Below are 17672 nucleotides of genomic sequence, written 5' to 3'. Positions count from 1 at the left end.
CGACCGCCTGCTGTGTAGCCCTTGGCCATTTTCATGACTGATGGGTCAAACCGACGATGGCGCCAAGCCAGTAACCACGGCCTTCAGCCGAGTCTTTCCAGAGTTTAGTCACAGACTTATCCACAGGCTTGTCCACCCCGATTTCACGCTCTTGCGCCCGGAACAAAAAGGTTGACAAAGCGGCCTTCAAGCTGCGCAAAAACACTTGATCAAAAAACAACCACCCCTCTGCAAGCCACGGTTTAAAAGGCCTCCAGCCAGCTACTCCCACGTTATTCACAGCCGGTTCCACAGTAAACGGGGACAAGTCAAAACTGTGACAAAACAACTATTTGCAGCGGCTTTATGTCGCGGTTTCGGAGCTTGGGAATATTGTTTTCCACAATTTCCCGCAGGCATGCCAAAACCCTGTGGGAGCGAGCTTGCTCGCGATGACCGGGGCACAGCTTGCATCGTGGTGACTGACACACCGCTATCGCGAGCAAGCTCGCTCCCACAGGGATTAGTGGGTTATTGGAGATGTAAAAAAGCCCCGGCGATTGCGCGCCGGGGCTTGTGCATGACAGAGCAGACTCAGTGCCCGCCGAGATAGGCGTTACGCACATCCTCGTTGACCAACAACTCCTTGCCGGTGCCGGTCATGCGGATTTCGCCGTTGACCATCACATACGCCCGGTCCGACAACCGCAGGGCGTGGTTGGCGTTCTGCTCCACCAGGAAGATGGTCATACCGGTCTTGGCCAGTTCCCGTAGCGTTGCAAAGATCTGCTTCACCACGATCGGCGCCAGGCCCAGGCTCGGCTCATCGAGCAGCAACAACTTGGGCCGGCTCATCAGGGCCCGGGCGATGGCGAGCATTTGCTGCTCGCCGCCGGACATGGTCATCGCCCGCTGGGTACGCCGCTCTTCGAGCCTGGGGAACAGCTCGAACATGCGCTGCATGTCCTCCTTGGCATACTTGTCACCGATAGGGATGGTGCCCATCAGCAGGTTTTCCTCGACGGTCATGTCGGGGAACACCCGCCGCCCTTCCGGCGACTGCGCGATGCCGTTGGAGGCGATGTAGTGGGACGACTTGTGGGTAATGTCCACGCCCTGATAGAGGATCTGCCCGTCGGCTGCCCGTGGCTGGCCGAAGATCGACATCAGCAGAGTCGACTTGCCGGCGCCGTTGGAGCCGATCAGGCTGACGGTTTCCCCTTCGTTGATGTGCAGCGAGACGCCTTTAAGGGCCTGGATCGGCCCGTAGAACACGTCCAGTTCCTTGAGTTCGAGGATGGGTTGGCTCATAGCACCACTTCCTCTTCATCGGCGCCCAGGTAGGCCGCAATCACTTTCGGATCGTTACGAATCGCATCGGGTCCGCCCTCGGCGATGACGATGCCGTGGTCCAGCACCACGATATGATCGGAGATACTCATTACCATGCCCATGTCGTGTTCGATCAGCACCACCGTCAGATCATGCTCGTCGCGCAGCAGCCGGATCATCGCGCTCAGCGCTTCGGTTTCCTGAGGGTTGAGGCCGGCGGCCGGTTCGTCGAGGCAGATGATCTGCGGTCGGGTGCACATGGCACGGGCGATTTCCAGGCGGCGCTGCTGGCCGTAGGACAGTTCACCGGCCAGGCGGTTGGCACAGTCCACCAGGTCCACCACTTCCAGCCAGTAGAACGCGTGGTCCAGTGCATCGCTTTCGGCCTTGCGATAGCCCTTGGTGTTGAGGATGCCGGCCAGCATGTTGCGGTTGACCCACATGTGCTGGGCCACCAGCAGGTTTTCCAGAACGGACATTTCCTTGAACAGGCGAATGTTCTGGAAGGTCCGCGCCAGGCCAGCACGGTTCACCAGGTGGGTGCCGCCGAATGCCTTGTAGAACAGCCGACTGGCGAAGGATTTCGGCGAAACGAAATCCGTTGGTTTGAACGGCTCGCCCAGCAACTTGATGACGTTGGTCTGTTGCCCACGAATGTTGAGTTCGATCTTGCCGCCGGAAGCTTTGTAGAAACCGGTCAGGCAGTTGAACACCGTGGTCTTGCCGGCGCCGTTTGGGCCGATCAGGGCGAAGATCGAGTTGCGGTGCACTTTCAGGCTGACATCGCTCAACGCCTTGATGCCGCCGAAGTGCATCATCAGCTTTTCTACACTGAGTACGACTTCGCTCATGGCGCTACTCCTTTACGCGGGGTCACACCGGTACGGCTGATCCGAATCAGGCCGCGCGGTCGCCAGATCATCATCAACACCATCAGGATGCCGAACAGCAGCACTCGGTACTCGGCAAAGCCACGCAGCAGCTCAGGGGCGACGGTCAGCACGAAGGCGGCAATCACCACGCCTATGGTCGACCCCATGCCACCCAGTACCACGATGGCGAGGATCAGGGCCGATTCGAAGAAGGTGAACGAGGTCGGGTTGACGAAGCCCTGGTAGGTGGCGAAGAACACCCCGGCCAGACCGGCCGTCGAGGCACCAATGGTGAACGCCGAGAGCTTGACCAGCACGTGGTTCAGGCCCATGGAGCGGCAGGCGATTTCGTCTTCGCGCAGGGCTTCCCAGGCGCGGCCGACCGGCATGCGGGTCAGGCGATGCTTGATGTACAGCACGGCCAGCACCACCAGGAACAGCACCGCGTAGATGAAGTAGTACTTCACATCCGGGTTGTAGGCGATGCCAAAGAACTCATGGAACGGCACGCCGCCATCCTTGGCCCGCTTGCCGAATTCCAGGCCGAAGAAGGTCGGCAGCGGTGCCGGCATGCCGTTCGGGCCGCCAGTCAGCGACAACCAGTTGTTGAGGATCAGGCGAATGATTTCGCCGAAGCCCAGGGTCACGATCGCCAGATAGTCACCGTGCAGGCGCAGCACCGGGAAGCCGAGAATGCAGCCGGCCAACCCCGCGGTAATCGCCGCCAGCGGCAACACCGTCCAGAAACCCAAGCCAAGGTATTGATAACCGAGCGCCAGGCCGTAGGCACCGATGGCGTAGAACGCCACATAACCGAGGTCGAGCAGGCCGGCCAGGCCGACCACGATGTTCAGCCCCAGCCCCAGCAGCACGTAGATCAGCCCGAGGATGACCACGCCCAGCAGGTAGGAGTTGGAGAAAAACGGCAGCACCACGGCGATGACGATCATCAGCGGGATGATCCAGCGCAACCGCGACTTGTAGTCCGGCGCCAGCACATGCACCCCGGAGCCTGTCGTTTCAAAGCCTTCGAGGATTTTCAGGCCCTTGGATGTCTGCAGGAACATGCTCAGGGCAAAGCGGCCGGCCATGACGATCGCCACGATCCACGCCACCCGGGTGGTTTCCAGGTTGAAGCCATAGCCATCGAGAACGACGCCGACAATCGGCCCGAACACAATCAGGGCAATGAGGCCGGCAAGAATCGCGTCAACCAGACTTTTTTTGATATCAATGGTTTTTTTAGTGGTTGAAGACATCGCTTACACCTTCGACACAAGAGGACGGCCGAGCAGGCCTTGAGGCCGAAAGACCAGAACGAGGACCAGCAGCGAGAAGCTGAAAACGTCTTTGTAGTCCGAGTTCACCAGACCGGAAAACAGCGACTCGGAAATCCCGAGAATGATCCCGCCGAGCATCGCGCCGGGCAGTGAGCCAATCCCGCCGAGCACCGCGGCGGTGAACGCCTTGATCCCGATGATGAAGCCGGCATAGAAGTCGAATGTGCCGTAGTTCATGGTGATCAGCACACCGGCCAGGGCCGCCATCGCTGCACCAATGATGAACACGTAGGAAATCACCCGATCGGTGTTGATCCCCAGGATCGAAGCCATCTTGCGGTCTTGCTGGGTTGCACGGCACATGCGGCCGAGCTTGGTGTACTTGATGATGTAGGTCAGCGCGGCCATCCCGACGAACGCTGCGACCAGAATGAAGACCTTGGTGTAGGTCAACTGAACGAAACCGGTACCGATATCAACGCGCCAGGCACCCGAGAGCAGAGTCGGAACGCCTTGTTGCTTCGCGCCCTGGGAGATCTGTGCGTAGTTTTGCAGGATCAGGGAGATACCGATCGCACTGATCAGCGGTGCGAGTCGGGTAGAGTTACGCAGGGGTTTATAGGCGACGCGCTCGATGACCCAGCCATACACCGCCGTGACGACGATGGTGAAGATCAGTGTGCCAAGCATCAGCAGCGGGAAAGATTCGATACCGAAGTAAGCCAGCAGAGCCAGACTGATTGCCGCGAGGTAAGCGGAAATCATGTAAACCTCGCCGTGGGCGAAGTTGATCATGCCGATGATGCCATAGACCATTGTGTAGCCGATGGCGATCAGGCCATAGACCGACCCGAGGGTCAGGCCGTTGACCAGTTGCTGCAGGAAAATACCATCCATAACGCAATCTCACGCAATGAGAACCTGCACATGTGGCTGTGCGGTTCTTCTAAGGAAAATACAGATTTACGTCGGAGCAATGTCAGCCACGATCAGGCAGGCCACCACGGACCCTGTGGGAGCTGGCTTGCCTGCGATAGCGGTTGAACATTCAACAAAGTTGTCGCCTGTCAGTCCGTAATCGCGAGCAAGCTCGCTCCCACAGGAGGACTGTGGGTCAGTTGATCGAGTCAGCCCTTACTTCTGTTTTTCCAGCTGGTGGTATTTGCCATCCTTGTCCCACTGGTAAACCACGTAGTCGGAGATTTTCAGGTCGCCCTTGCTGTCCCAGGTCTTCTCGCCCATGACGGTCTTGACCGGGTTCTTCTTCAGCCATGCAGCCGCTTCTTCGCCCTTGTTGGACTTGGCGCCGTTGAAGGCTGCTGCCAGGGCCTGGACCGAAGCGTAGGCGTACAGGGTGTAGCCTTCAGGCTCGGTACCGGCCTTGCGGAAGGCGTCTACCACGGTCTTGCTGTCTGGCAGCAGGCGTGGGTCGGCGCCGAAGGTCATCAGCACCCCGTCAACGAATTGCGGACCGCCAGCGGTGGTCACCAGTTCGTCGGTCACGATGCCGTCGTCGGACATGAACTTGACGTCTTTCAGACCCTGCTCACGCAGTTGACGCACCAGAGGACCGGCTTCCGGGTGCAGGCCACCGAAGTAGACGACGTCAGCGCCGGCGCCGCGAATCTTGGTCACGATGGTGCTGAAATCTTTCTCGCCACGGGTCAGGCCTTCATACAGCACAGGCGTTACGCCGCGCTTGACCAGCTGAGCCTTGGTGGCATCCGCCAGGCCCTGGCCGTAGGTGTCCTTGTCGTGCAGCACGACCACTTTCTTGCCCTTGAGCACGTCGACGATGTAGTCGCCGGCCACGATGCCTTGCTGGTCGTCACGCCCGCACATACGGAACATGGCGCTCAGGCCGCGTTCGGTAACGGCGGGGTTGGTGGAGCCTGGAGTGATTGCGATGATGCCCGCTTCGTCGTAGATCTCGGAAGCCGGGATGGTCGACGAGGAGCAGAAGTGACCGACCACGCCGGCGACTTTCTGGTTGGTCAGGTCTTTGGCGACCGTCACAGCCTGTTTCGGTTCGCAGGCGTCATCGCCCTTGACCAGTACGATTTTTTCCCCGTTGACCCCGCCCGCCGCGTTGACCGCATCGGCCGCGGCCTGTGCACCCTTCATGTACTGTTCGCCAAATGCCGCGTTGGCGCCAGTCATGGGTCCCGCTACGCCGATCTTGATGTCAGCCTGAGCAAACGCAGAAACACCCAGCGCAGTTGCCACTGCGAGGGCCAGAAAACCTTTCTTGTAAAACGTCTGGGACATGAGGTGGTGCTCCATGGTTTTTTTAATTGGCACTGCGACTTCACTGAATGCTCAGAGCAAGGGCCGTGCCATCGGTTTTTTATTCTGAAAAAAGTCGCTGCTTTCTTGTTATTTCGACTGTTTCGATCCCATTTTCATTGGGCGTGCAACCGTCTAAACCGCTGAAGGTAGTACCATTATTTTTTTGAGGCGCAACCCGACTGCGCCATCATTGCAACCGCGGCTTTAAACGACGTGCAACCAGCCTGTAACAACGTGCGTCACCGAAGTGCACACTGCTGGTGCGAGACTGCTACAACCCGCACCACTACAGGCTAGCCGCAGATCGAAAAAGCGCCGCTCCCCACTGCAAAAAACAACCTTCAGATCACGATCCGCAGGCACTGGCCTGCGTGATACAGCGAGAATCCCGCCTCATACAGACAGCTGCGCAACCCTACCCCGGCCAATGGCTGCATGGGCGCGAAAGGAATCGGAAGCGCTTGAGGATTTCCGTTACACAGGTAATCGGCAAAGGCCTTGCCGACCACTGTTCCCGTGGTCACGCCCCGGCCGTTGTAACCGGTGACTGCCACTAAACCGGGCGCCGGTTCGAACAGGCGCATCAAATGATCGGGGGTAAAGGCGATGCAACCGGTCCAGGTGCACTCCCATTCCACCGGTTTCAGGTAAGGGAAGTAATGTTGCTGCACCCGGTCGGCCCAGGCCTTGAGGAACCAGGCCGGTTTCTGATTGCCATTACCCAGGCTGCCAAGCAGCAGGCGACCGTCCTTGTCTCGACGGATACTGCTGAGCACCTGTCGGGTGTCCCAGGAACCCTGTCCTCCGGGCAGAATTTGCCGGGCGGCCTCTTCGGTCAGCGGGGCCGAGGCCACCTGATAGTAATAACCGGGGAAGAAATTGCGCCGCAGTTCCGTCCAGTCGCCCTCGGTGTAGGCATTGGAGGCAATCACCACTTTCTCGGCCATGACCGAGCCTTGGGCGGTTTGCACAGACCAGCGTTGGCCCTGACGCTCGAGTCGGGTGACCGGGGAATGATCGAATAATTGACCGCCCAGGCCGATGGCCGCCTTGGCCAGCCCCGTGGTGTAGGCCATCGGGTTGAGCGTGCCGGCGCGGCGATCGAGCAGCGCGGCGGCGATCTTTTTCGTGCCGGTGGCTTGTTCGCAGGCCTGGCCGGTGAGCAATTCCACCGGCGCACCGCGTCGTTTCCATTGTTCTTCACGACTGCGCAAGTCGGCTTCGCCACGGGCGTTGTGCGCCATGTGCAGCGTGCCTTCGCGGCGCAACTGGCAATCGATGTTGTACTTGTCCACAAGGCTGAACACCAGGGAAGGCGCCGCCCCCAGCATGCGGTTGAGCTGGCTGCCGACCGCCTCGCCAAACCCGGCTTCGATCTCGTCCGGGGGAATCCACATCCCGGCATTGACCAGCCCGACGTTGCGCCCCGAACCACCATGGCCGGCACGATGGGCCTCCAGCACACAAACGGACTTGCCCTGCTCCAGCAGATGCACCGCCGCCGACAAACCGGTAAATCCGGCGCCGATGACGCAGACATCTACCGAAACCTCACCCTTGAGGGGCGAATTGTCCGGCCTTTGCGGCGTCAGTTTTTCCCACAGACACTCTTCGCGTAACGGCATTGCCAGACTCCAACAGAAACCTAACCCACCTCGTTGTCGCCGCCAAAAGATCGCAGCCTGCGGCAGCTCCTACAAAATCGCAGCCAGCCACAGTCCCGTAGGAGCTGCCGAAGGCTGCGATCTTTCCAGCTTCACAATCAATACTTAATCGAAGGTGATGCCCTGCGCCAACGGCAACTCCAGCGAATAGTTCACGGTGTTGGTCTGGCGGCGCATGTAGCCGCGCCATGCATCGGAGCCGGACTCACGACCGCCGCCGGTTTCTTTCTCGCCACCGAACGCGCCGCCGATTTCCGCGCCGCTCGGGCCGATGTTGACGTTGGCGATGCCGCAGTCACTGCCCACCGCCGACATGAACTGCTCGGCTTCACGCACGTCGGTGGTGAAGATGCACGAGGACAGGCCTTGTGGCACGGCGTTGTTCAGGCGCAGGGCTTCCTGGAAGTCGCTGTAACCGACCACGTACAGGATCGGGGCGAAGGTTTCGTGGCACACCACATCGCTCTGCTCGGGCATTTCGACGATGGCCGGTGAAACGTAGTAGGCATTCGGGAACTTGTCTTGCAGCTGACGCTCACCGCCAAACACCCGGCCGCCTTCGCTCAAGGCCTGCTCCAGCGCATCCTGCATGTTGTCGAAACTTTGCTTGTCGATCAGCGGGCCGATCAGGTTTCCTTCCAGCGGATGGCCGATACGCACTTTCGAGTACGCCGCTTTCAGGCGGGTGACGATTTCCTCTTTCACCGACTCATGGGCGATCAGGCGACGCAGGGTGGTGCAGCGCTGACCGGCGGTGCCGACGGCGCTGAACAGGATCGCGCGAACGGCCATGTCCAGGTCGGCGCTTGGACCGAGGATCATTGCGTTGTTGCCGCCCAGTTCCAGGATGCTGCGGGCGAAACGTGCGGCGATTTTCGGTGCCACTTCACGGCCCATGCGGGTGCTGCCGGTGGCGCTGACCAGCGCGACACGCGGATCATCGACCAGGGCTTCGCCGGCATCGCGACCGCCAATGATCACTTGGCTCAGGTACGGTGGGGCATCGCTGAAGTTCTTCAGCACGCGATCGAACAGCGCCTGGCAAGCCAGTGCGGTCAGCGGGGTCTTTTCCGACGGTTTCCAGATCACCGGGTTGCCGCAGACCAGCGCCAGCGTGGCGTTCCAGGCCCATACCGCGACCGGGAAGTTGAATGCACTGATCACCCCGACAACGCCCAGCGGATGCCAGGTTTCGCGCATGTGGTGGCCAGGACGCTCGGAGGCGATGGTCAAACCGTACAACTGGCGTGACAGGCCGACGGCGAAGTCGCAGATGTCGATCATTTCCTGAACTTCACCCAGGCCTTCCTGGGTGATCTTGCCGGCTTCCCAGGACACCAGCTCGCCGAGGTCGGCCTTGTATTCGCGCAGGATGTCACCCAGTTGCCGTACCAGCTCGCCACGGCGCGGCGCCGGGACCTTGCGCCACAGTTCGAACGCATGATCTGCGCGACTGATGTGCTGCTCGACTTCAGCAGCGCCCTCCCAGTTCACGGCGGCAATCGTGCTGCCATCGATCGGCGAATGCACCGGCACTTTGCCGTTCTGGTACAGGGCCGGGTTCACACCTAGACGATCAAGCAATGCGGCAACCATGGGTCACTCCTCAAGCAAAAGACAGAACACGTGCAGCCGGAAATTCACGGCTGATCAGACCTGTAGTTTTAGCTGCCCGGAGGTTACTCAACAAACGACCATTAAGAGAGATATCATTCCGTTTATTCATGCTGTGCATTGCTGGCAATAAAGAGACAAGAACCAAGGACCGCCCATGCTGAATAAACGCTACTTGCCATCGATCGCTGCGTTGCAGTGCTTCGAGGCCGTCACCCGGCATTTGAGCTTCACCCGGGCCGCCGAAGAGTTGAACCTGACCCAGAGCGCCGTGAGCAAACAGGTCGCACAACTCGAAGAGCTGTTGCAGCACCTGCTGTTTCGCCGGGTGCGCCGACGCCTGCAGATGACGCCGGCTGGCGACCTGTACCTGGTTGAGGTGCGAAAAATCCTCACGCAGGTCGAGATGTCGACCCATTACCTGCGTTCCTACGGCGGCGAGACTGAAGTCCTGCGCGTCTCGACACCGCCGACCTTCGGCGCACGCTGGCTGGTGCCGCGCCTGAAAGGCTGGCGCCTGCGGCATCCGTCGATCCACCTGGACCTGTGCAGCGAACAGGAAGCCGACGACTTGCTGCAAGGTCGCAGCGACCTGGCGTTCTATTTCGGCCAGGGTTCGCGGCCGGGTTCCGAATGCCTGAAGCTGTTCGGCGAAGAGCTGGTGCCGGTGTGCGCCCCGGGCAGCCTGCCGGACACACCGTTTACCGATCCGACGCAACTGACGGACCTGGTCCTGCTGCAAAACGCTTCCCGCCCCCAGGCCTGGCATGACTGGTTCGACCATCAGGGCTACCACACCGAGCACAGCTACCACGGCCCGCGCTTCGAAACCTTTTATATGTGCATCCGCGCCGCCCAGGTCGGTTGCGGCGTAGCGTTGTTGCCGCGTTTTCTGGTGGAGGAAGAACTGGCTGACGGCAAGCTGGTCATTCCCTGGCAGCATGCAATGCCCAGCACCGACGCCTATTACCTTGCATACCCGGAGCACTCGGCGGAAGTGCCCAAGGTGCGGGACTTTGTGAAGTGGATGCTGGAGCAGATCGATAGCCCGGAGGCGGTGCAACATTAAGCCCCTGCACAATCCCTGTGGAATCCGCTGCGTTCCAAGAAATCGCTGGCATTCCTTGCTACTGATATGCGCCACTAGCGCCACCGATCAATACCGCTGCAACGCTGGAGATTCCCGTTATGAGCGAGAGTGTGTTTGCCGATCGCATCGTGCAGAACCTGCTCGACACCGACTTCTACAAACTGACGATGATGCAGGCGGTGCTGCACAACTACCCGAACGTCGAAGTCGAATGGGAGTTTCGGTGCCGTAACGGCGAGGACTTGCGCCCGTATCTGGCGGAAATCCGCTTCCAGATCGAGCGCCTGTCCGAACTGAGCCTGAGCGCCGACCAGTTGAGCTTTCTGGAGCGCATCAGCTTCCTGAAGCCGGACTTCCTGCGTTTTCTCGGTTTGTTTCGCTTCAACCTGCGCTACATCCACACCGGCATCGAAAACGGTGAGCTGTTTATCCGCCTGCGTGGCCCCTGGCTGCATGTGATCCTGTTCGAAGTGCCGCTGCTGGCCCTGGTCAGCGAGGTGCGCAACCGCTATCGCTACCGCGAAGTCGTGCTGGAGCAGGCCTGCGAGCAGCTCTACCGCAAGTTCGACTGGCTGAGTGCCAACGCCAGCAGTGATGAATTGTCGGAATTGCAGGTGGCCGATTTCGGCACCCGCCGTCGCTTCTCGTATCGGGTGCAGGAAGAAGTGGTGAACGTGCTCAAGCACGATTTCCCCGGACGCTTCGTCGGCACCAGCAATGTGCACCTGTCCCGGGAACTGGACATGAAACCCTTGGGCACCATGGCCCACGAATGGATCATGGCGCACCAACAACTCGGCCCGCGGCTGATCGACAGCCAGATCGCCGCCCTCGATTGCTGGGTCCGCGAATACCGTGGCCTGCTGGGGATTGCCCTGACCGACTGCATCACCATGGATGCCTTCCTCGGCGATTTCGATCTGTTTTTCGCCAAGCTTTTCGACGGTTTGCGCCACGATTCAGGCGATCCGGTGGTCTGGGCGGAAAAAGCCATCGCCCACTATCACAAGCTCGGCATCGACCCGATGAGCAAGACGCTGACCTTCTCCGACAGCCTGACATTGCCCAAGTGCCTGGAAATATTCCGGGCGCTGCGCGGTCGGATCAATGTCAGCTTCGGCATCGGCACCAACCTGACCTGTGATATTGCGGGTGTCGAACCGATGAGCATCGTGCTTAAAATGGCCGCCTGCAACGGCCAGCCGGTGGCGAAGATCTCCGACGAGCCAGGCAAGACGCACTGCAAAGACCCGAATTTCGTCGCTTACTTGCGACACGTTTTCCAGGTTCCTGCCACCCTTTCAAGTACATCAAGCAAGGAGTGAATTCATGCAAGCCGTACAGCGTGAGATTGCTGAACAGCTCAAGGTCCAGCCGCCATTCGCCGACGAAGCCGCCCTTGAGGCCGAAGTCGCCCGGCGGGTGACCTTCATTCAGGACTGCCTGGTCAACTCCGGGCTCAAGACCCTGGTACTGGGCATCAGTGGTGGTGTCGACTCCCTGACCGCTGGCCTGCTGGCCCAAAGGGCCGTCCGTGAACTGCGCCAGCGCAGCGGTGATGCCGCCTACAAGTTCATCGCCGTGCGCCTGCCCTACGAAACCCAGTTCGATGAGCACGACGCCCAGGCTTCGGTGGACTTCATCAAGCCGGACGAGCGCCACACCGTGAACATCGGCGCGGCGGTCAAATCCCTGGCCAATGAAGTGGCGGCCTTCGAAGGCAAACATGCGGTGTCGGTGGACTTCGTGCTCGGCAACACCAAGGCGCGCATGCGCATGGTCGCCCAGTACACCATCGCCGGCGCGGCCCATGGCCTGGTGATCGGCACCGATCACGCGGCGGAAGCGGTGATGGGTTTCTTCACCAAGTTCGGTGACGGCGCCTGCGATCTGGCGCCACTGAGTGGCCTGGTGAAAAACCAGGTCCGCGCCATCGCCCGCAGCTTCGGCGCGCCGGAGTCGCTAGTGGAGAAAGTCCCGACCGCCGACCTTGAAGACCTGTCGCCGGGCAAACCGGACGAAGCCTCCCACGGCGTGACCTACACCGAGATCGACGCCTTCCTGCACGGCGAACCGGTGCGTGAAGAGGCGTTCAAGATCATTGTTGATACGTACAACAAGACCCATCACAAGCGGGTGATGCCGTTTGCGCCGTAACGCCTGCGCGCAGGAGCGTGTAGGAGCTGTCGAGTAAAACGAGGCTGCGATCTTTTGATGTTCAAGATCAAAAGATCGCAGCCTGCGGCAGCTCCTACAAGTGCAAAAAAAGCGTCCACTAAGGACGCTTTTTTTATGACTACGATTCGATTACTTCAGGGTAACGGTGCCTTTCATCATCGAGATATGACCCGGGAACGAGCAGAAGAAACCGTACTTTTGAGCCGCATCCAGCTTGGACACATCGAAGGTCACCGAGTCTGTCTCGCCAGCGCCGATGACCTTGGTGTGGGCAATCACGCGGGCGTCGCCTTCCTTCAGGTAGTTCTTGTCGATGCCGGCGCTCAGGCCGTCGGTGGCGATCGGCTGCATGTCGGCTTCTTTACTCAGCACCCAGTTATGGCCCATGACGTTCTTCGGCAAGCTGCCGGAGTGCTTGAGTTCCACGGTAAACGTCTTGCAGCTCTTGTCGATTTCAATGGCCTTCGTGTCGAAAGACATCTGGTCGGTGGAGTCGACAGTGACTTTGCACTCTGCAGCCATCAATTGGCTGCTAGCCAGTGTCAACAGGGATACCGCAACAAGTTTGGCAAACATGGTGAATCTCCAAGGCAGGGTTAACGAAATCGCGAATAAACAGAAGACTGCCTGAAAACCTCGCAAGTTCATATGACTTGAATCAAAAATTGTATACAACTTTCGCGCTATGACACCGATGCGAAATATCTACCGGCCAAGCGTCTGGCCCGGGCCTATCATCAGACCGTCCCCCTTCAAATGGAACGTCTGTCATGTCAATCAACAGCCTGTTGTGCAGTTTGCTCGCCGCCTATGCCTGCGGCGCCAGCGGTACGTACGAAACTCCGGAACAACAAGTCTAGCCCTTGGAGTGCCGTGCGCCTGCCTTTACTCTGTGGCCCTGATCGACCATGGAGCAAGGCATGTCTTTAATATCCGTTTGTGTATTTTGTGGTGCCAGCACCGGCACCAACCCGGCTTACCGCGAAGCAGCCGTGGCCCTTGGCCGGGCGTTGGCCGAGCGCAAGCTGACCCTGGTGTATGGCGGTGGCGCCGTGGGCCTGATGGGCATCGTCGCCGATGCGGCCCTGGCGGCCGGCGGTGAAGTGATCGGCATCATCCCGCAAAGCCTCAAGGACAAGGAAATCGGCCACAGCGGCCTGACTCGCCTGGAAGTCGTCGATGGCATGCACGCGCGCAAGGCCCGGATGGCCGAGCTAAGCGATGCCTTTATCGCGCTGCCCGGTGGCCTTGGCACCCTCGAAGAACTGTTCGAAGTCTGGACCTGGGGCCAGCTCGGCTACCACGGAAAACCGCTGGGTTTGCTGGAAGTGAACGGTTTCTACAGCAAATTGACGTCTTTTCTTGATCACATCGTCGGCGAAGGCTTCGTTCGCGGGCAGCACCGTGACATGCTGCAAGTGAGCGAATCGCCGCAAACCCTGCTCGATGCTCTGGATGCCTGGCAACCGTCCGTAGCGCCAAAATGGGCCGAGCAAAAACCCAGCTAACGGCTCGGCACCGATACAGGGCAGAATATGCGCCGCTCAACCTCACCTTCGACCCCAGAGGATCGCCCATGGCTAAACCTAATTATTCCTTCGCCAAACGTCAGAGAGACTTGGCCAAGGAGCAGAAGAAAGAGGAAAAGCTTCAGCGCAAGAAAGCTACAGCTGAAGAAGCGGCACTGAACCCTGAGGGTGAAGTGGCGGCAGAAGACGATGTTGATGCACCGAAAGACTCGGCGCCTGACGCCTGAGAACCTCCGGGCCCGATAACCTGATCAGGCCCACCGGATCTGTGTCCAGGGTTGGCAGCTTTGCTGTCGACCCTCACAGGCCAGTCTGAAATACCCCTTTCCAGAAACCACTGCACATCCCCTGTGGGAGCGGGCTTGCTCGCGAAAGCGCAGTGTCAGGCAACATCCTTGTTGAATATGAAATTGCTTTCGCGAGCAAGCCCGCTCCCACATTTTGACCTGCGTTAATCCAGTGGCATCACGGTCACACGCACTTCCGGATCATGGTTGCCCCCACCCAGAATCACCCCCCGCAACGGCGACACATCGGAAAAATCCCGGCCCCAGGCCAGGGTGATGTGCTCCAGTGCCGGTTGCACATTGTTGGTCGGATCGAAATCCACCCACCCCAGCACCGGACAAAACACCGAGACCCAGGCGTGGGACGCATCGGCGCCGATAAGCCGAGGCTGGCCCGGGGGTGGCTGAGTCAGCAAGTAGCCGCTGATGTAGCGCGCCGCCAACCCTCTGGAACGTACGCAAGCGAGCATCAGGTGGGCAAAGTCCTGACAGACCCCGCGCCGACGCTCCAGCACCTCCACCAGCGGCGTCGCCACCTGGGTCGCCTCGGCATCGAAGGTGAACTCGCTGAAGATTTTCTCCATCAGCGCCTGCACGCCGAGCAATAACGCTCGACCGGGCGGAAAACAGCTTTGCGAGAACTCGACGAAGTTTTTCTTCAAATGCACATACGGCGATTCAAACCGGTATCGGCAGGCTTCGAGTAGCTCGGGCGACAGCGGCTGGCTGCTGTAGGTCAGCGCGCTACGGGTCTGTTCCCACGCGGGTGACCGATTGAAGTCCAACGCAGGCCGGGGCAGCACTTCAATGGTCAGGCTGGCGTTGACCAGCAATTCATCATGAGGACGCTCGAACGCCAGCCGGGTCAGCGGATTACCGAACACATCCAGTTCATCCCGACGCGAGGTCGGCTCGGGGCTGATCTGCAATTGCCGGTCGGTGCAGCGCTGCCAGGCACAAGGCCGCGGCCACAAATGCGCCAGTTGCTGGGCCAGGGACACCGGGCTGTCGTAGTGGTAATGGGTGTCGTGGAAAATCTGGTAATGAGCACTCATCAGACGGACACCGTGCGTTGGCTGACATCATCGACATGGGCGAAATGCCGCAGCGCCAGGCGATCGGAAACCTGCCCGCTGGCGTCGGCGATCTCTTGCAGCAGCGCGGCCAGCCCCTCGATGGCGGCGCGAACACTGGCGTCGCCGAACAGCGGGTTTTCCAGGCAGCCCAGATCGAATCGCGCCAGACGCTCGACCAATTGTGGCAACGCGGCTTCACGCGGCACGCCAAAGTCATCGTTGAGACGTTTGAGGGTGCGGGTCACCAGTTTCAACTGGAACAACACGGCATGAGGGTTCTGCTCGTCGAGCAAAAGCAGGTCGAGCACCGGGATCAACTGTGCCACCGCCAGGTATCGAGAACGGTAGGTGATGCTGCTGTTGCCCAGTTCCAGCAGCCATTCCAGCCCGACCTGGTCAAAAGCCCCGGCGCCCCGAAGGAAGGCCGCCAGGCTGCCGCTGAGAAATTGCAGGCGCTCGATCCGTCGGCCAATCATCAGGAAACGCCAGCCTTCGTCCCGGGTCATGTCGTCCAGTGCAAAGCCGGACAGCGCCGCCAGGGACATCACCAGACGGTTGAGGAAATCCAGCAGCTCGCCGAAATCCGGCTCTTCGGTTTCCAGCTCCATGGCTTCGCGCTGCAACTCCACCAGCGCCTGCCAGTTTTCCCGCGAGAGCTTGCCGCGCACCTGCGAAGCAGCCCACTGCAAGCGCTGCAGGTTGGAACGCAGGCTGAACGGCCAGTCATCACCGAGCAACGCCGCCAACAGGCGCTCCTGCAACTCGCCCTCCTCGGGCAGCAATATCAGCCGTTCGCCGAGGTCCACAGCGGCCTGCAGGGCTTGCGGGTCGTCGCCGTCGACATAGCGCGCCAGCATGATGCGCAGCAAACGGGCACTGTCGTCGCAACGCTCGCAGTAACGACCGAACCAGAACAGGTTTTCCACGACTCGCGACGGCAGGTACGGATCGCGCCGCACCAGATCGTGAACGCCGATGTTGCGCTGGGCCTTCCATTGTTCGCCACTGGGCGCACGCTCGCCCAACACCCAGGTATCCTTGCTGGCGCCGCCGCGCTGCATCGACACCACTTCGGCATCGGCTTGGGCGGCGACCCGGGTCAAGCCACCGGGCAATACCCGATATCCCTCGCGACTGGCCACCGCATACACGCGCATGCCGATGGCGCGGGGTTGCAATTGACCGTCTTCGGCTTGCCAGATCGGCGCCTGGGACAACTGCGCGAGTTCTTGCGCCACATAGGCGTAGGGCCGAGCCTGCATGCGCTCGGCGAGTTCCTGGCGCTGTTTTTCACTCAAATCCCGGCCAAATACCGGAGCAAAGCTCTGGGACGGAAACGCCGGCTTGATCAGCAGTTCCGGCAGTTTCTCCAGGGCCTGGGCCAGAACCGGCGCTTCGCCACACCACCAGGTGGCGATGGACGGCAGGATCAGTTCTTCGCCAAACAGGAATTGATTGATCTTCGGCAGGAAGCCCAACAAACCGGGCGACTCCAGCACTCCGCTGCCGAGGGCGTTGGCCACCAGCACCCGCCCCTGCCGCACGGCTTCCAGCAGGCCCGGCACGCCGAGGGCTGAGTCGGTACGCAGTTCCAGCGGGTCGCAGAAATCGTCATCAAGCCGACGCATGATCGCGTGAACCCGACGCAGGCCACTCAGGGTTTTCAAGTAGACCGTGGCGTCGCGCACCGTCAGGTCGCCGCCCTCCACCAGCGGATAACCGAGCTGGCGAGCCAGATACAAATGTTCAAAATAGCTTTCGTTGAAACGCCCCGGTGTCAGCAGTACCACCAACGGCGCGTCCCCGTCACTCGGGGCCTGACGGGCAAGGGTTTCCTGCAAGGTGCGGAAGAACCCGGCCAGGTGCTGCACTTTCAAATCGCGGTACAACTCGGGAAAGGCCCGGGACACAATCGTGCGGTTTTCCAGCGCATACCCGGCTCCCGAAGGCGCCTGGGTACGATCCGCCGTCACCCACCAGCGACCATCGGGTGTGCGCGCCAGATCCACGGCATACAGATGCAGAAAGGCCCCGTCGGGCGGGCTGATACCCTGGCAGGGCCAAAGGAAGTTGTTGTGACCGAACACCAGCTCGGCGGGCAGCAGACCTTCGGCAATCAGCCGTTGCGGACCGTAAAGGTCAGCCAGCACGGCATTGAGCAAGCGCGCCCGCTGAGCGATGCCCGCCGACAACTGTTGCCACTCATCAGCTGCGATGACATGGGGCAGCAGGTCCAGCTCCCACGGCCGGTCCGCACCCTTGGGATCGGCATAGACGTTATAGGTAACGCCGTTTTCCTGAATCTGCCGGGTCAGCAGGGCCTGACGCTGCACCAGCTGCGCCGGCGTGCTGCGTTGCAACTGCTCGAACAGCCGGCACCAGTGCGGGCGCACGGCGCCACTGTCGTCGAGCAGTTCGTGATAGGTGCCCGCCGTCAGCGGGTAGCGGTCTAGCAGGTCAGGCATGGAAAGCTCGGCAGACA

Annotated in this window: 16 protein-coding genes; 5 read left to right on the top strand and 11 right to left on the bottom strand. The window is 60.3% G+C overall.

Translation table 11 applies throughout. The features are described 5' to 3' along the window. Positions 1-31: 31 nt before the first annotated feature. The 8 genes from AB4O40_RS20290 to amaB all read right to left on the bottom strand — a co-directional run bounded on the left by AB4O40_RS20290 (position 32) and on the right by amaB (position 9012). Entirely contained in the window at positions 32-280 is a 249-nt protein-coding gene (locus AB4O40_RS20290) for a hypothetical protein (protein WP_056725415.1), read from the bottom strand. Positions 281-573: 293 nt separating this feature from the next. Then, entirely contained in the window at positions 574-1290 is a 717-nt protein-coding gene (locus AB4O40_RS20285; RefSeq protein WP_056725416.1) for an ABC transporter ATP-binding protein, read from the bottom strand. Next, a complete protein-coding gene (locus AB4O40_RS20280; RefSeq protein ID WP_056725418.1) occupies positions 1287-2162 on the bottom strand; it encodes an ATP-binding cassette domain-containing protein in 876 nt (291 codons plus the stop codon). Before AB4O40_RS20280 ends, AB4O40_RS20285 begins: the two co-directional genes overlap by 4 nt. After that, positions 2159-3442 (bottom strand): high-affinity branched-chain amino acid ABC transporter permease LivM, encoded by a 1284-nt coding sequence (gene livM, locus AB4O40_RS20275; protein WP_056725420.1) that lies wholly within the window; start codon positions 3440-3442, stop codon positions 2159-2161. The genes AB4O40_RS20280 and livM overlap by 4 nt, the downstream gene beginning before the upstream one ends. Before the next feature lie 3 nt (positions 3443-3445). Continuing rightward, complete coding sequence (locus tag AB4O40_RS20270) at positions 3446-4360, bottom strand: ABC transporter permease subunit (RefSeq protein WP_008048116.1); 915 nt, start codon at positions 4358-4360, stop codon at positions 3446-3448. 237 nt (positions 4361-4597) lie between these two features. Then, positions 4598-5731, bottom strand: a complete 1134-nt coding sequence (locus AB4O40_RS20265; RefSeq protein ID WP_056725421.1) for an ABC transporter substrate-binding protein — start codon at positions 5729-5731, stop codon at positions 4598-4600. Positions 5732-6093: 362 nt separating this feature from the next. Further along, positions 6094-7377 (bottom strand): L-pipecolate oxidase, encoded by a 1284-nt coding sequence (gene amaA / locus AB4O40_RS20260; protein ID WP_414914235.1) that lies wholly within the window; start codon positions 7375-7377, stop codon positions 6094-6096. A 144-nt stretch (positions 7378-7521) separates the two neighbouring features. Continuing rightward, complete coding sequence (amaB, locus tag AB4O40_RS20255; RefSeq protein ID WP_056725425.1) at positions 7522-9012, bottom strand: L-piperidine-6-carboxylate dehydrogenase; 1491 nt, start codon at positions 9010-9012, stop codon at positions 7522-7524. 175 nt (positions 9013-9187) lie between these two features. Between amaB and AB4O40_RS20250 the strand changes: the two genes are divergently transcribed. The 3 genes from AB4O40_RS20250 to nadE all read left to right on the top strand — a co-directional run bounded on the left by AB4O40_RS20250 (position 9188) and on the right by nadE (position 12277). Further along, a complete protein-coding gene (locus tag AB4O40_RS20250; protein WP_056725427.1) occupies positions 9188-10099 on the top strand; it encodes a LysR family transcriptional regulator in 912 nt (303 codons plus the stop codon). Positions 10100-10218: 119 nt separating this feature from the next. Continuing rightward, the gene (gene pncB, locus AB4O40_RS20245) at positions 10219-11445 is read left to right on the top strand and encodes a nicotinate phosphoribosyltransferase (RefSeq protein ID WP_460053557.1); all 1227 of its coding nucleotides are present in this window, start codon (positions 10219-10221) and stop codon (positions 11443-11445) included. 4 nt (positions 11446-11449) lie between these two features. Then, positions 11450-12277 (top strand): ammonia-dependent NAD(+) synthetase, encoded by an 828-nt coding sequence (nadE, locus tag AB4O40_RS20240; RefSeq protein ID WP_056725430.1) that lies wholly within the window; start codon positions 11450-11452, stop codon positions 12275-12277. Between the two features lie 150 nt (positions 12278-12427). On the opposite strand, the gene azu is transcribed toward nadE, so the two are convergent. Next, entirely contained in the window at positions 12428-12874 is a 447-nt protein-coding gene (gene azu / locus AB4O40_RS20235) for an azurin (protein WP_056725433.1), read from the bottom strand. A 344-nt stretch (positions 12875-13218) separates the two neighbouring features. On the opposite strand from azu, the gene AB4O40_RS20230 reads away from it, so the two are divergent. Beyond that, positions 13219-13806, top strand: a complete 588-nt coding sequence (locus AB4O40_RS20230) for an LOG family protein (RefSeq protein WP_056725436.1) — start codon at positions 13219-13221, stop codon at positions 13804-13806. A 68-nt stretch (positions 13807-13874) separates the two neighbouring features. Next, positions 13875-14054, top strand: coding sequence for a hypothetical protein (locus tag AB4O40_RS20225; RefSeq protein ID WP_007973286.1), 180 nt, complete (start codon positions 13875-13877; stop codon positions 14052-14054). A 224-nt stretch (positions 14055-14278) separates the two neighbouring features. Here the strand turns inward: AB4O40_RS20225 and AB4O40_RS20220 are convergent, their stop codons facing one another. Continuing rightward, complete coding sequence (locus tag AB4O40_RS20220; RefSeq protein WP_223541723.1) at positions 14279-15169, bottom strand: transglutaminase family protein; 891 nt, start codon at positions 15167-15169, stop codon at positions 14279-14281. After that, positions 15169-17655, bottom strand: a complete 2487-nt coding sequence (locus tag AB4O40_RS20215) for a circularly permuted type 2 ATP-grasp protein (RefSeq protein ID WP_223541724.1) — start codon at positions 17653-17655, stop codon at positions 15169-15171. Before AB4O40_RS20215 ends, AB4O40_RS20220 begins: the two co-directional genes overlap by 1 nt. Positions 17656-17672 lie beyond the last annotated feature (17 nt).

The organism is Pseudomonas sp. S2_F07, from assembly GCF_054668325.1.
Note: the sequence above shows the minus strand (reverse complement) of the source record. Positions and strands in the feature narration are given on the sequence as shown.

Excerpts from the sequence above, each read along its gene's own strand:
- AB4O40_RS20250 (WP_056725427.1), top strand. The coding sequence starts at position 9,188 with ATGCTGAATAAACGCTACTTGCCATCGATCGCTGCGTTGCAGTGCTTC.
- AB4O40_RS20215 (WP_223541724.1), bottom strand. The coding sequence starts at position 17,655 with ATGCCTGACCTGCTAGACCGCTACCCGCTGACGGCGGGCACCTATCAC.
- pncB (WP_460053557.1), top strand. The coding sequence starts at position 10,219 with ATGAGCGAGAGTGTGTTTGCCGATCGCATCGTGCAGAACCTGCTCGAC.
- AB4O40_RS20220 (WP_223541723.1), bottom strand. The coding sequence starts at position 15,169 with ATGAGTGCTCATTACCAGATTTTCCACGACACCCATTACCACTACGAC.
- azu (WP_056725433.1), bottom strand. The coding sequence starts at position 12,874 with ATGTTTGCCAAACTTGTTGCGGTATCCCTGTTGACACTGGCTAGCAGC.
- AB4O40_RS20270 (WP_008048116.1), bottom strand. The coding sequence starts at position 4,360 with ATGGATGGTATTTTCCTGCAGCAACTGGTCAACGGCCTGACCCTCGGG.
- AB4O40_RS20265 (WP_056725421.1), bottom strand. The coding sequence starts at position 5,731 with ATGTCCCAGACGTTTTACAAGAAAGGTTTTCTGGCCCTCGCAGTGGCA.
- amaA (WP_414914235.1), bottom strand. The coding sequence starts at position 7,377 with ATGCCGTTACGCGAAGAGTGTCTGTGGGAAAAACTGACGCCGCAAAGG.
- nadE (WP_056725430.1), top strand. The coding sequence starts at position 11,450 with ATGCAAGCCGTACAGCGTGAGATTGCTGAACAGCTCAAGGTCCAGCCG.
- AB4O40_RS20280 (WP_056725418.1), bottom strand. The coding sequence starts at position 2,162 with ATGAGCGAAGTCGTACTCAGTGTAGAAAAGCTGATGATGCACTTCGGC.
- livM (WP_056725420.1), bottom strand. The coding sequence starts at position 3,442 with ATGTCTTCAACCACTAAAAAAACCATTGATATCAAAAAAAGTCTGGTT.
- amaB (WP_056725425.1), bottom strand. The coding sequence starts at position 9,012 with ATGGTTGCCGCATTGCTTGATCGTCTAGGTGTGAACCCGGCCCTGTAC.
- AB4O40_RS20225 (WP_007973286.1), top strand. The coding sequence starts at position 13,875 with ATGGCTAAACCTAATTATTCCTTCGCCAAACGTCAGAGAGACTTGGCC.
- AB4O40_RS20230 (WP_056725436.1), top strand. The coding sequence starts at position 13,219 with ATGTCTTTAATATCCGTTTGTGTATTTTGTGGTGCCAGCACCGGCACC.
- AB4O40_RS20285 (WP_056725416.1), bottom strand. The coding sequence starts at position 1,290 with ATGAGCCAACCCATCCTCGAACTCAAGGAACTGGACGTGTTCTACGGG.